The following is a 14,022-nucleotide window of genomic DNA, read 5'->3' on the forward strand; positions in this document are numbered from 1 at the left end:
AAGGCAACGTTTTCCTAAAGCCAAGATTTTAGTTTTAGAAAAAGGTATGTTACCCCAAGGAGCAAGTACAAAAAACGCAGGTTTTGCATGCTTTGGTAGTCTAAGTGAGATTATAGACGACCTAAAGACGCATTCTGAAGACGACGTTATTGAGCTTATTAAGAAGCGCGTTGATGGATTAAAATTACTTCGAGAGACCTTAGGGGACAAAGCTATTGATTACCAAAACTTAGGTGGTTATGAATTATTCTTAGAATCTAATGAGGAACTTTATGAGACCTGCCTTAAGAACCAAGACCTTGTCAATAAGCTTTTACAATCTGTTTTTAAAGATAATGTGTTTTCATTAAAAGATAACAGTTTCAATTTTAAGCACATCAAGTCTAAATATAGTTTTAATCAATTTGAGGGCCAGATTAATACTGGTAAAATGATGGAGGCTTTATTAAGTAAAGCACAAAAAGCAGGTATTAAAATATTGAATAATTGTACAGTTAAACAATTTGACGACGATAGAAATAGTGTAAAAATTGAAACTGATAATTTGAAATTTTCAACTAAAAACCTACTCATTGCAACCAATGGATTTGCTTCAAAATTGATAGAACAAGCCGTAAAACCAGCAAGAGCTCAAGTTTTAATTACAAAACAAATTAAGGGCTTGCATATTAAAGGGACTTTTCATTTAGACGAAGGCTACTACTATTTTAGGAATATTAATAATCGTATTCTATTTGGAGGTGGCCGAAATTTAGATTTTAAAACCGAAGAAACTTCTGAATTTGGTGAAACAGAAGTTATACAAAACAAACTCGAAGAACTTTTAAAAACTACAATTTTACCAAACACTAATTTTGAAATTGACCACAGTTGGTCTGGTATTATGGGTGTTGGTAAACAAAAGAAAGCCATTGTTAAACAACTTAGCAATCATGTGTATTGTGGAGTGCGTTTGGGCGGAATGGGTATCGCTATTGGTAGTTTGGTGGGAAAAGAATTGGCATCTTTGTTAGAATGAGTATAAAGCAAAAACTACATGGTAAATGCCAAGACTTTTTAAACAATCGTTTAGAGGTAATTCAACACACTATTTTAGATATTCAAAATTCGTTAGAATCCGAAACAAAGAGTAGTGCTGGTGATAAGCATGAAACTGGGAGAGCGATGCTTCAGCTAGAGCGCGAAAAGGCAGGTCACCAATTGGCCGAACTTCAAAAAATAAATGAGACGCTTCATAAAATAGAAGTTAAATCAAAACACAGCAATGTGGCTTTAGGAAGCCTTGTAATAACCTCTAATCGCAATTATTTCATAGCGATCAGTGCAGGTGAGTTGACCTTAGAGGGTGTAAATTACTATGCGATTTCTACTTTAACACCGATAGCACAATTATTACTTTCAAAACAGGTTGGTGATACGGTTCAATTTAGAGACACAAAATTTACCGTCACAGAAATTCAGTAGAAAAACGTTAAATCATTTTCTCTTTTTCACATTCTAACTTAACTTAACAGTGTAAAAATTGACATATGAAACGTTACTTATTTTTCTTCTTATTTTTCTGTTTTGTAGTAATTGGATTTTCACAAAACACCTCTAAGGTTGATTTTGTTATTAAGAATTTAGGAATTAATGTAGATGGTCATTTTAATTCGTGCTCAATAACAACTAAATTCAATGAGACCAATTCACAGTTAGAAAGTATTTCAGGTTCAATTACGGTTTCTTCAATAGAAACAGGTATTGAAAACCGCGATGAACATTTACTCGAAGAAGATTATTTTAATTCAGAAAAGCATAAGCAAATTATATTAAAAAGTGAATCTGTAACTAAAATATCTGCAACGGAATACAGCGTCAAAGCAAATCTCACAATAAAAGGAATCACTAAAGCAATTAATATAAATGTAAATGTCGAAAACATAGATGGCAGCAACAAGACATCTTCTAGTTTTGAAATAAATCGCAAAGATTTTAAAGTCGGTGGTAGTAGTTTTGTGATGAGTAACACTGTAAAGATTAATATAATTTATTATCAGAAATTATAGATGACAATCCTAAATTTTGACGTCATAATTATTGGTGGTGGCTTGGCAGGATTAACAAGCGCTATTAATTTGGCGAAAGCAAAATCTAAAGTTTTACTTATAGAGAAGCATACTTATCCAAAGCACAAAGTTTGTGGAGAGTATGTGTCTAATGAAGTTCTACCATACCTAGAATCTTTGGGTTTTAATCCCTTTGAATTTGGTGCGAAAATGATTTCTAATTTTGAATTAACAACGCACAATAACAAAAGTATATCTGCAAATTTACCATTAGGAGGTTTCGGAATGAGTCGCTACGAAATGGACTTTCAATTGTACAAATTAGCATTAAAAAATGGTGTTGAGGTCTTTAGCGATACGGTGAGTAATGTCAATTTTGAAGGAGATATGTTTCATGTTGAAACTAAATTAAATAGAATATTAAATTCAAAAATTGTCATTGGAGCTTTTGGTAAACGCTCTAATTTAGATATAAAATTTCAACGAAAATTTATTACCAAAAAGGCCCCTTATTTAGGCGTTAAGATTCATGTTTCAGGAGACTTTCCAGAAGATAAAGTCGCGCTTCATAATTTTAAAGGGGGCTATTGTGGGGTTTCAAAAGTTGAAAATGATTGCATCAACCTATGTTATATTACCGATTTTGAAGCCTTCAAGAAATATAAAGATATTGATACGTTTCAGAACGAAGTGCTTTTTAATAATTCAGCTTTAAAAGCTCTATTTAAAAACTCAAAACCAGAATTTGAAAAACCATTAACGATTAGTCAGATTTCATTCGAAACTAAAAACCCAGTAGAAAATCATATTATTATGTGTGGTGATACAGCAGGCATGATTCACCCTCTGTGTGGCAACGGAATGGGAATGGCAATTAGAAGCGCGCAATTAGCATCGCATTTGATTATTGATTATCTTCAAGGAAAAATTAAAACGCGAGAAACTTTAGAAAGCGAATATGTAAAACACTGGAAAAAAACTTTTAATTTAAGACTAAAAGTAGGTCACACCATAGCGTATTTATTCAGACAAGATTGGTTAGCGCCAAAACTATTGAGATTGCTAAGTTGGTTTCCTTTTTTAATACCGCAAATAATAAAAATGACGCACGGTAAACCTATGACTGTAAAATGAGCTTATTTATAGATACAACGTATCGTAGTGACGAAACCGAAATCATGGATGACTTTACCATGAAGGGAGAACTAATGCGAGATACATTAGATAAATTAGGAAGTATTAATAAATGGCTTGGTGGTAACAGCATCACTTTAGACGGTATAGATCAGTTATTAAAAGGACACTCTAAAAACAAAAGATATACCATCATAGACTTAGGTTGTGGTCATGGAGATATTTTAAGATTGGTTGCTGATTTTGGAAGAAAAAAAGACTATAATTTTAAGTTAATTGGTATCGATGCCAATCAAGATGCTATTGATTACGCTAATGAATTATCTGTAAATTATCCAGAATTGTCCTTTAGAAATGAAGATATTTTTTCAGAAGAGTTTCAGGAAATCAATTATGATATTGCATTAACAACATTGTTTCTGCACCATTTTAAAGAAGATGAAATAATAACCTTATTATCTAGTCTTTCAAATAAAGCAACCATTGGTGTCGTTGTAAATGATTTACAACGAAGTGAAATAGCTTATGGGTTATTTAAATTATTGGGTATAGTTATTTCGAACTATATGATAAAACAAGACGGGTTAACGTCTATTCTTCGTGCTTTTAAACGTGAAGATTTAGAACGTATCTCGCAAAAATTAAATTTTAAATCACAAATCAGTTGGAAATGGGCATTCCGTTACCAATGGTTAATTAGAACTTAGATGGCAGTAAAAATAACGGCAGTTGCAAAGGAACTGCCCAAATATACTAGAGAGACAAAAGACATTCTACCATTCGTAGAATTATGGCTAGATGGCCAAGAAGAGCGTTTTAAGCGCAAGGTCTTAAAGATTTTTGAAAATGCAGCGGTTGATAGACGGTATTCTATTATGAATCCAGAAGAGGTGTTTTTAAATACGTCTTTTGAAGAAAAAAATGACATCTATACAAGAGAATCGATTAAGCTAGCAGAAGCAAGTTTAATAAAAGTATTAGACAAGGCGAATTTAGAACCTACAGAGATAGATTATATCATTACGGTGAGTTGCACTGGCATAATGATTCCGTCATTAGACGCTTATCTTATTAACAGTCTTAAAATGAAACAAGACATTGTACGCTTGCCTGTTACAGAAATGGGTTGTGCTGCGGGTGTTTCAGGAATATTATATGCTAAAAACTTTCTAAAGGCCAACCCGAATAAGCGCGCTGTAGTTATTGCGGTAGAGTCGCCAACAGCAACATTTCAACTCAATGATTATTCAATGGTAAATATTGTGAGTGCCGCTATTTTTGGAGATGGTTGTGCAAGCGTTATTTTGTCGTCTTACGAAGATGAAAAAGGACCTGAAATTAAGGACGAAGCCATGTATCATTTCTTTGATGCAACACACATGATGGGCTTTAAATTAAGAAATACAGGATTGCAAATGGTTTTAGATCAAACGGTGCCTCAGACCATTGCAGAACATTTCCCAAAAATCATTCATCCTTTTTTAGAGCGAAATGATTTAACAATAGAAGACATTGATCATTTGGTGTTTCACCCTGGTGGAAAGAAAATAGTACAAACGGTAGAAGATTTATTCGGGGATTTGGGGAAGAACATAGATGACACAAAAGAGGTATTACGATTATATGGTAATATGAGTAGTGCGACAGTATTATATGTTTTAGAGCGTTTTATGGATCGTAATTTACCAAAAGGGGACAAAGGTATTATGCTTAGTTTTGGACCAGGTTTTTCTGCACAACGAATCTTGTTAGAATGGTAATATGAGTAAAGAATTTAAAGACAAAAATTATTGGGCACTCATCTTAGGTGGTAGCAGTGGTTTAGGGTTAGCTACAGCAAAAAAATTAGCGAAGCATGGTATGAATATTTGTATTGTGCACAGAAATTCTAGAGTACAAGAAGACCAGATTAATCGAGACTTTGATATTATTAGAAACGAAGGTGTTCAGTTTAAGTCTTTTAATTTAGATGCTTTTAAACCTGAAAAGCGAGCATTCATAATTAACGAATTAAAAACAGTTTTTAGGGAGCATGCAAAGGTGAGAATTTTGGTACATAGTGTGGCAAAAGGAAATTTAAAACCCATGATTTCAGATGATAGTCCTACACTTAAAAACGATGATTTTGCTTTAACGATTAATGCTATGGCGATCAGTCTCTACGATTGGACAAAAGTCTTGTTTGACACTAATCTATTCGCCAAAGATTCGCGAATAATAAGCTTTACAAGCGAAGGAAATACTAAAGCTTGGCAAAATTACGCAGCAGTTTCGGCAGCTAAAGTAACGTTAGAAGCAATTACAAGAAACATAGCTTTAGAATTTGCACCTTATGGCATAAAAGCAAATTGTTTACAAGCAGGTGTTACAGATACCTCATCATTGCGAATGATTCCTGGAAGTAATAAGATTATAGAACATACTTTAAAACGAAATCCAAATAAACGCCTAACGCTTCCAGAAGACGTTGCAAATGCAGTTTATTTATTAAGTAAAGATGAAGCCGCTTGGATTACAGGAGCTATTATTCCTGTTGATGGTGGTGAACATTTAAGTTAAAATGAAAACAAACCAAATCATACAACTTTTGCCCTATCAACAACCATTTCTATTTGTAGATGGTATCGATAGTATTTCAGAAAATGAAATTATGGGTCATTACACATTCAAAAAAGAAGAAACCTTTTATGAAGGTCATTTTAAAGATAACCCAATAACACCAGGAGTGATTCTTACTGAATGTATGGCACAAATTGGTTTAGTTTGTCTCGGTATTTATTTATTGAAGGATCAAATTAGTGAAGCTACAAAACCGCAAATAGCATTAACTTCACATCAAATGGACTTTTATTTACCTGTATTACCAAATGAAAAGGTCACAGTTATTTCAGAAAAACAAGTTTTTAGGTTTAATAAATTGAAGTGTAAAGTGAAGATGCTCAATGAAAAAGGAGAGTTGGTATGTAGGGGTGTTATATCTGGAATGCTTAAAGTATGAAAAAAAGAGTAGTCATAACGGGATTAGGAGTTGTTGCACCAAACGGAGTTGGAGTGACTGAGTTCACTAAAGCTTTAAAAGAAGGCAAATCAGGAATCACATTTCATCAAGAACTGAAAGACCTAAATTTCTCTTGCCAAATCGGTGGAATTCCTAATATTTCAGACGAATTAAAATCGCAATATTTTACAGATTTACAACTCAGAGGTTTCAATAGCTCAGGTATTTTATACGGTTGCATAGCAGGAATAGACGCCTGGAAAGATGCTGGTTTTGATATGAATGCTGAAAGCGAACTCGATTATGACACAGGTCTTATTTTCGGTACAGGAACGTCTGGTGTTGAGAAATTTCGTGAAGCTATTTATAAACTAGACGATAAGCAGGTAAAACGTTTAGGCAGTACTGTTGTTGTGCAAACTATGGCAAGTGGAATTAGTGCTTATCTAGGCGGAATGTTAGGTTTAGGCAATCAGGTCACCACAAATTCTTCGGCGTGCACAACAGGTACAGAGGCTTTATTAATGGGTTTTGATCGTATACAAGCAGGTAGGGCGAAGCGTATGCTCGTTGGTAGTTGCAGTGATCACGGCCCTTATCTTTGGGGAGGTTTTGATGCCATGCGTGTTATGACTTATAAGCACAATGAAAACCCAGAAAAAGGATCAAGACCAATGAGTGCAACAGCATCAGGATTTGTTCCTGGAAGTGGTGCAGGTGCTTTAGTTTTAGAATCTTTAGAAAGTGCTTTAGAACGTGGATCTAAAATTTATGCTGAGGTTTTAGGTGGTGAAGTTAATTCTGGTGGTCAGCGTCAAGGAGGTACGTTAACAGCACCAAATGCGCAAGCTGTGCAACGCTGTATTAAGAAGGCACTTGAGAATTCAGGTATAGAGCCAAATAAAGTTGAAGTTGTTAATGGCCATTTAACAGCAACGTCTAAAGATAGTTTAGAAATTGAAAATTGGACCAAAGCTTTGGGCAGAAAAGGAACTGAATTTCCTTATATCAATTCTACAAAATCTATGATTGGTCATTGTCTGGCTGCCGCAGGATCTATTGAATGTGTTGCTAGTGTTATTCAATTAAAAGATCAATTTGTTGCACCAAATATTAACTGCGAAGACTTACACCCAGAAATTAAAAATTTAATTACTTCAGAGTCTATTACAAATCAGGCAATTGAATACGACTTTAACGTTATAGCCAAAGCTAGTTTTGGTTTTGGAGATGTTAATGCATGTGTTTTATTTAAGCGTTATATAGCGTAACTTTGCTTAACAAAGCAAAGCCATGACTAACGACCAATTAATTATTAAACTAAAAGCTATTGTCGCTCCATATGTACAAGATGAAGCCGCATTTGCAACCCTTAACGAAAACACAGATTTTGTAAAAGATTTGAAAATTAATTCAGCTAATCTCGTAGATATTATCTTAGATATTGAAGATGAATTTGATATTAGATTAGAAAATGAAGACATGGAAAAAATGCTTGATGTTAAAGCTGCCATGGAAATTATCAACACAAAGTTAGTCGCATAATGATAGGCAATGATATTGTTGACATTTCAGAAGCTAAGCAGTCTTCTAACTGGGAAAGACCTCGTTTTTTAGATAAACTCTTTACACCTCGTGAGCAACAATTAATTAAAAATTCTGATAATTTGTTTCTAATGGTTTGGAGATTATGGAGCATGAAGGAGTCTGCTTATAAATTATACACACAATTAAACCCAAGTCGTTTTTACAATCCAAAACAATTTGAATGTGAGATTAACGACTCAGAAGGGGAAGTTATTTATAAAGATTTTAGGTGTTATTTAAAGACTAAGACAACGTCTCAATATATTATGTCAGAAGCGCGTTTAGATGTTAAGGATATGATTTCTGAATCTATAAAATTAGATGATAGTTCACCAAAAAATCAAAGCGAAGCAGTTAAAAACAAATTATTTTCAAGAATAGCTGAACACTACATAATTTTAAAAAAAGATTTAAAACTTATAAAATCAGAATTTGGGATACCAGAGGTGTATTACAATTCTAAAAAATTAAATATTAGCATATCGATAAGCCATCATGGCAATTGTGGTGCTTATGGGATTTTACAGGTATGAAACGGTTACAGAATATTATAGAGGTTATCATAAAATTCAGAATAGCAATAATTATTATTCTAGCTATTTTAATAGGTCTTTCTGGCTATCAAACACTTCAGAAATTACGTGTAGATAATTCCCTTTCTATTTGGTTTTTAGAAGACGACCCAAGTTATAAGGCTTATATAAATTTTCAAGAAAATTTTGGGTCTGATGAAATTTTCATCGCTATGTTACCTGTAGATAACTCTATTGGAGAAAGCGAAATGGAAGCCTTGGAAAATTTACATAAGCAAATTGAAGCATTGCCTTATGTTAAAACAACGTTCAGTTTGGCAAAGGCTAAATATCCTATTTATGCCAATAATAAAATCAACTTTGATGATTTATATACTAATAAACGGAGTGAGAAAGGCTTAAAAAGCTTGTTTTCAAAATTGCCAAACATTACTTTCCAATTGGTAACTAAAGACTATAAAAATCAGTTTTTTTATATCCAATTAAATCCAACACCTACTATAGAAGAAAAGCGCCAAGCTATTGCTGGTGAAATACGGACAATTATAGAAAAACAATATTCGGATTATTATTTAACTGGTCCGCCTGTTTTAAATGAAGCTTATAGCAAAGGTATCTATAAAGAAAGTTTAACCTTTGGTATTCTAACAGTGCTTGTTATTACACTAATGCTTTTGTTCTTGCTGCCAAGTAAACGTTATTTAATAGTTTCACTCTTATCAGTAGCAATACCAGTAAGTTTGTTGTTTGGTCTTATAACATCTTTAGGATTTGCTTTGAATATGATTTCTATGCTTATCCCAACCATATTGATGGTATATAGTGTTAGTGACGCGGTTCATATTATTAACATCTACCATAAAGAAGGACTAATAAATAAATCATTGTCTAAAGCTGAACTTTTAGCAGTGGCAGTTCGCAAAAGTTTTACACCTTGTTTTTATACAACGCTCACCACTTTTGTAGGTTATTTTGCACTGTATTTATCACCGTTACCAGCCTTTGTGAATATGGGTGTGTTTACCTGTATTGGTTTGGTGCTTAGTTTTATTTTAGTCTATATTATAACCATTATAGGCTTTAGTTTTATGACTTTAGATTTTAAAAACGTCAAACCTGTTTTAAGTGTAAAAAAATATTCTCAAAGGCAATTTATAGAATGGCTCAATGGTATTACATCACACTATAAAAACACAATTATTATAGGTTTTACAGCGGTACTTTTATTTGGCACATATTCTATATTTCAAGTGAAAGTAGATACCAATTCGAGAAACCTTTTAGCTGAAGGAAAAGCAAAACAAGATTTAAGAACAGTTGAAGTTGCACTCGGCGGAAGCAATAGATTACAGATCAATATTTCTACTGCTAATGGCGACGTTATATTAAATAAATATGCAATTAAACAGCTAGAGGTTTTTCAAAATAAATTAGAAGACAACCCTTTAATTTCTAGTCCGGTTTCGGTAATTACGATAAAATCGTTTTTAGAAAAACGGACTCCAGTTTTATTTCAATCTAATGTATCCCAAGACAAAATAAAAACTACGTTAGCCAAATTAGATGTTAATGATAACAGTTTCTTTAAATTATTTTCTGAAGACTTAACCACTGCTGGTTTCACATTAACGTTAATGGAAATGAAAACGTCTGAGCTCGAGCAGGTTCTTGATGATGTAAAACGCGATTTCGAAGCCTCTTTTGATACTTCTGCTTTCAATCTTAAAATCAATGGATTTGCGGTTGTTTTTTCTCAATTAAATAAGTTCATTTTAGAGACACAGTTTAAATCATTTTTTGCGGCATTCTTTGTGGCCTTTTTGTGTCTTTTGGTTTTTATAAAAAGTCTAAAGACCACGCTTTTAGTCCTTATCCCAAACCTTCTACCACTAACCGTATTGGCAATTTTCATGAGTCTTTTAGATATTCCGTTAGATGTAACAACAGCGATGATTACACCTATAATGTTGGGAATAGCTATGGATGATACGATTCATTTAGTGTATAAATATAGGCTGAGTAAAACCGTATCAGGTTCACCCGAATTACGAATGAATAATGCGATGCGTTATACAGGAGGTGCTTTAATTTCTACAACCATTGCATTAGTTGGTGGCTTCTTAATTATAGCTTCGAGTGCTACACCATCTGTTAGAGACTTCGGGTTGCTTTGTTCAGTAACTGTTGCTATTGCTTTAATTACGGATATCTTTTATTTGCCTGCGCTTTTGAAGAAGTTTGATAAATAGTTTATTTATCAATGTTGAAGTGTATTAACCTTTCTTTTTGTAACTCAGAATTGTGCTCAATAAAAACAGATTCAGAATTATACTCAGCCTCAACCAACCAAGAATTGCCATTAAAATAAGTGTGTTTTACAATCGCTTTTAAATCGGATTGTTTTACGATTTTAAGCTGATGTGCATAAACTATTCCGTAGGGTTCAATAACATTAAATTCGCCAAAAAATGATGCTATTAAAGGTGATTTAGGATTTTTATAAATTTGCTGAGGTGTATTCTTTTCAATAATTTTTTTGTTGTGAAGTACAATTATTTCGTCTGCAAAGCCAAGCACATCATTTCTGTCGTGTGTGGCAACAATACAAACGATATTATTTTCTTTGAGATAATTAAAAACACTCCGTCTTAATGATTGCTTTTGAAAATTATCAATATGACTAAACGGTTCATCTAATAATATGATTTCGGGTTGTTTAGCCAATGCTCTAGCTATGGCTACGCGTTGTTTTTGTCCGCCACTAAGGTTTTTAACCTTTGTTTTAGCAAAGGCTTCGAGTTCTACAACTTTTATGAGTTCTTCTGTGCGTTTTTGTTTTTCTTCAGGATAAAAGCGAGACAAATATTTTCCTATGTTTTCTTCAACAGTAATAAATGGCATTAGGTCAAATTCTTGGGCGACATACTTCATGAAGTCGTAGCCGATTACCAGATTGTATTTTGGACCAAGAATTTCTTCATCTTTCCAAAAGATTTGCCCTTGTTTTAAATCGGATTCACCGTAAATAAGTTTGAGTAATGTGCTTTTCCCTGAGCCACTTTCACCAATAATAGCTAGGTTTTCACCTGCTTTAACATTAAAGTCAATTGCATTGAGAACAGTTGTTTTAGAATATCCAAATGTGACATTTTTAACTTGTAACATTTTACAAAAATACCACAAAAAAACCGCTTGATTTCTCAAACGGTTTTTTTAATAGTTGTATTGAAACTTATTTTTTTATAAACTTTCGCCTCATGCTTTTTCCTTTAGACTCTAGTCTTAAAAAATAGATTCCGCTTGTTAAATTAGAAACTTGCAAGGCATTTGATACTAATTTTTGACTATGAACTTTTCGTCCATTGATATCAAAAATGGTAGCTACTCTGTTGGTTAAATTTGCAGAAGTTTCTATCGTTAAAATATCATCTACAGGATTAGGGTAAATTACCATATCATTTAAGGTGTCGTCTTCAATATTTAAGAATGAACCTTCTACAATAGTTTCTGTACTATTTATTGTAGGATTAGGTATAAAATCTATTATGCCTGATGGCCAATAAACAGTAATATTATTAATAGTCGTTTCTGTACCAATACCAAAGTGTGTATTTAAACTGCTCATAAATTCAAAACCTTCACCACTTCTTACGTCTCTTATCTGAGTACCTGCACTTGTTGTGATTTCAACTCTAGCACCAATACCGTTGATATTACTCACTGTCCCTACAGTATTTATTTTTATCCAATTATTAGCATTAGTATTATTAATATGTATTTGACCACTTCTAAATACGTCTAAGAAACCGTCATTGTTAGCATCTCCAATAGCACCAGTAGGCGGTACGTTATCTGAATAATTAGTAAATGTAAAATCACCATCATTAAATAGAATGTCACCGTTAGATAAAATATCTACGAAGCCATCATTATCAAAGTCGGCAGGTGCATTTTCAATACCTAATTGTGCATCTAATACGCCAGACCCTGCAGTTACATCTGTGAAGGTACCATCACCATTGTTTCTCATTAATTTAGAATCTCCATTGGAAGTACTACTTGCGCCTACATAGACATCCATATGCCCATCATTATTAAAATCTGCCCATGCAGAAGACCATGTTTGTACGTTGTCCCCAAGGTTAGAAGAGTTGTTGTGACCAATACCAGGATAATTTGTATCGTACCATCCGTTACTGTCTGCAATATTTGTAAAAACACCATTGCCATCGTTTCTCCATAATTCGTTTGTGCTTATCGTTGTAGAACCACCACGACATTTCGCTATGAATAAATCCATATCTCTATCGTTATCAAAATCAATCCAAACCGTTCCATAGTTTCCACCACCAGGAGTTAAGCCTAAACCGTTAGGTACAACACCAGTACTTTTACCTTGGTAGAAGTTTAAACTACCAGAACCGTTATTTATATAATAAACATTTGCTTGCACATCGTGGCATACAAATGCATCGAGGTTACCATCTGTATTAATATCTACAAAATTTGAACGTTGTGAGAATACATATTCACCACCAGATATTTCTGTATATGAAGTTCCGCTACTATTAGCTTGCATAAATGTTACTCCACTACCAGAACCATAGAGTAAATCATTATAGCCGTTTTTATCAAAATCTCCTGCTGCTAAGCTCCAAGTCGGTAAATTATCTGCTGAAGTTGTAGTGATGTTAGTCGCATTAAAACCACCTGAAGATAATTGATAATGTACGTTTATATTAGTTGAACCAATAGAGACAATATCGTCTAAAAAATCACCATTAAGATCTACCAAAGCAATGTCATAACTTCCGGTTGTTGCAATGGGGTTTGCCGTAAATGTAACTGGGTAACTAGATAAATCTGTACCTGTTGTAAAACTGGCAGTTTCCCAATTACTAAAACCTTCAACTAAGCAATTTGCTCTTATATAAACAATATAATTCGTTTCTTGTGTTAAACCAGTGAAATTAGAAAACATGTTAGTTGTGGTTGATCCAGATGCTGGGACACCACTTGATGCTAACTGTATTGCAACCTCCCAAGATGTTTCATCGCTACCAATAACCCAACTTACTTGAGCGTTATTTGCAGTAACACTACTTGTTATAACATTTGATACACTTGGGCAAGCAGGAGGAATAGACGAGCTGATTGTTGGAGAATCTATACAAAACCCCCAACCAAAGGACGTATTGTCATCGTAAAAGATACGGTATTTAAAGTTTTGTAATTGGTTCGGTGTAAAAGATATAATATTTAAATTTTCACTAGTATATGCACCAGGTGTACTAGTACAAAAATCGTCAGTAGCACTAGAGTTGTCTGGAATTGTATTTCCCCAATTTACCCATTGGTTATTATCTGCATCCCAATATTGCAAACTTAAAGTTTGATCACTTTGATAGATATTATAAACATAATTGAAAGTAACCAATATATTTGTTTCACTAACACCTGGTGCAGCAGAAAGATCTATTACTGGTGATTCTGCTGCAATATTATTTACTGACGAGCCACCTGCATCATCATCATTAAAAGAAAAAGAAGACGAACCACCTATTGTGGTTGGGTCTGCATCTAAATAATCTGAATCGTAAGAGCCAGATAACGACCAATTTTCATTTGGCCAGCTAGCAGGTTCATTAATTACTTGTGCTTTAGCGGTAAAGCAAAACAAAGCAAAAGCAAAAGTAAGGAGTAATAATTTTTTCATAGTATT

General features: G+C 33.5%; 14 protein-coding genes. 12 read left to right on the plus strand and 2 right to left on the minus strand.

The features are described from left to right. From B2U95_RS00795 to B2U95_RS00850, 12 genes are all read left to right on the plus strand, one after another. Window positions 1-1,018: NAD(P)/FAD-dependent oxidoreductase (locus B2U95_RS00795; protein ID WP_296311405.1), on the plus strand; the 1,018-nt coding region annotated here is incomplete at its 5' end. Continuing rightward, window positions 1,015-1,464 carry a 3-oxoacyl-ACP synthase gene (locus B2U95_RS00800; protein ID WP_296311407.1) on the plus strand — a complete coding sequence of 150 codons (450 nt, stop codon included), beginning with the start codon at window positions 1,015-1,017 and terminating at the stop codon, window positions 1,462-1,464. The genes B2U95_RS00795 and B2U95_RS00800, both read left to right, overlap by 4 nt. 65 nt (window positions 1,465-1,529) lie before the next feature. Continuing rightward, a complete protein-coding gene (locus tag B2U95_RS00805; RefSeq protein WP_296311410.1) occupies window positions 1,530-2,048 on the plus strand; it encodes a YceI family protein in 519 nt (172 codons plus the stop codon). Beyond that, window positions 2,049-3,182, plus strand: coding sequence for an NAD(P)/FAD-dependent oxidoreductase (locus B2U95_RS00810; RefSeq protein WP_296311412.1), 1,134 nt, complete (start codon window positions 2,049-2,051; stop codon window positions 3,180-3,182). Continuing rightward, the gene (locus B2U95_RS00815; protein WP_296311416.1) at window positions 3,179-3,889 is read left to right on the plus strand and encodes a methyltransferase domain-containing protein; all 711 of its coding nucleotides are present in this window, start codon (window positions 3,179-3,181) and stop codon (window positions 3,887-3,889) included. The genes B2U95_RS00810 and B2U95_RS00815 overlap by 4 nt, the downstream gene beginning before the upstream one ends. Further along, a complete protein-coding gene (locus B2U95_RS00820; RefSeq protein WP_296311418.1) occupies window positions 3,890-4,942 on the plus strand; it encodes a type III polyketide synthase in 1,053 nt (350 codons plus the stop codon). It abuts the gene before it with no gap. A 1-nt stretch (window position 4,943) separates the two neighbouring features. Further along, window positions 4,944-5,741: an SDR family oxidoreductase gene (locus B2U95_RS00825; protein WP_296311420.1), complete on the plus strand. Its 798-nt coding sequence runs from the start codon at window positions 4,944-4,946 to the stop codon at window positions 5,739-5,741. A 1-nt stretch (window position 5,742) separates the two neighbouring features. Further along, on the plus strand, window positions 5,743-6,180 hold the full coding sequence (locus B2U95_RS00830) for a 3-hydroxyacyl-ACP dehydratase FabZ family protein (RefSeq protein ID WP_296311422.1): 438 nt from the start codon (window positions 5,743-5,745) through the stop codon (window positions 6,178-6,180). Beyond that, window positions 6,177-7,451 (plus strand): beta-ketoacyl-[acyl-carrier-protein] synthase family protein, encoded by a 1,275-nt coding sequence (locus B2U95_RS00835; RefSeq protein ID WP_296311424.1) that lies wholly within the window; start codon window positions 6,177-6,179, stop codon window positions 7,449-7,451. The genes B2U95_RS00830 and B2U95_RS00835 overlap by 4 nt, the downstream gene beginning before the upstream one ends. 22 nt (window positions 7,452-7,473) lie before the next feature. Then, window positions 7,474-7,725, plus strand: coding sequence for an acyl carrier protein (locus B2U95_RS00840; protein ID WP_296311426.1), 252 nt, complete (start codon window positions 7,474-7,476; stop codon window positions 7,723-7,725). Next, window positions 7,725-8,300 (plus strand): 4'-phosphopantetheinyl transferase family protein, encoded by a 576-nt coding sequence (locus B2U95_RS00845; RefSeq protein ID WP_296311429.1) that lies wholly within the window; start codon window positions 7,725-7,727, stop codon window positions 8,298-8,300. The genes B2U95_RS00840 and B2U95_RS00845 overlap by 1 nt, the downstream gene beginning before the upstream one ends. Continuing rightward, entirely contained in the window at window positions 8,297-10,549 is a 2,253-nt protein-coding gene (locus B2U95_RS00850) for an efflux RND transporter permease subunit (protein ID WP_296311431.1), read from the plus strand. Before B2U95_RS00845 ends, B2U95_RS00850 begins: the two co-directional genes overlap by 4 nt. A 1-nt stretch (window position 10,550) precedes the next feature. Here the strand turns inward: B2U95_RS00850 and B2U95_RS00855 are convergent, their stop codons facing one another. Together B2U95_RS00855 and B2U95_RS00860 are read right to left on the minus strand one after the other, a co-directional pair. Further along, window positions 10,551-11,465 carry an ABC transporter ATP-binding protein gene (locus B2U95_RS00855; protein WP_296311434.1) on the minus strand — a complete coding sequence of 305 codons (915 nt, stop codon included), beginning with the start codon at window positions 11,463-11,465 and terminating at the stop codon, window positions 10,551-10,553. 67 nt (window positions 11,466-11,532) lie between these two features. Beyond that, window positions 11,533-14,016, minus strand: a complete 2,484-nt coding sequence (locus B2U95_RS00860; protein ID WP_296311437.1) for an FG-GAP-like repeat-containing protein — start codon at window positions 14,014-14,016, stop codon at window positions 11,533-11,535. Between the last annotated feature and the right edge of the window lie 6 nt (window positions 14,017-14,022).

Origin of the sequence: Winogradskyella sp. UBA3174, assembly GCF_002364335.1 — a bacterium.
Classification (GTDB): domain Bacteria; phylum Bacteroidota; class Bacteroidia; order Flavobacteriales; family Flavobacteriaceae; genus Winogradskyella.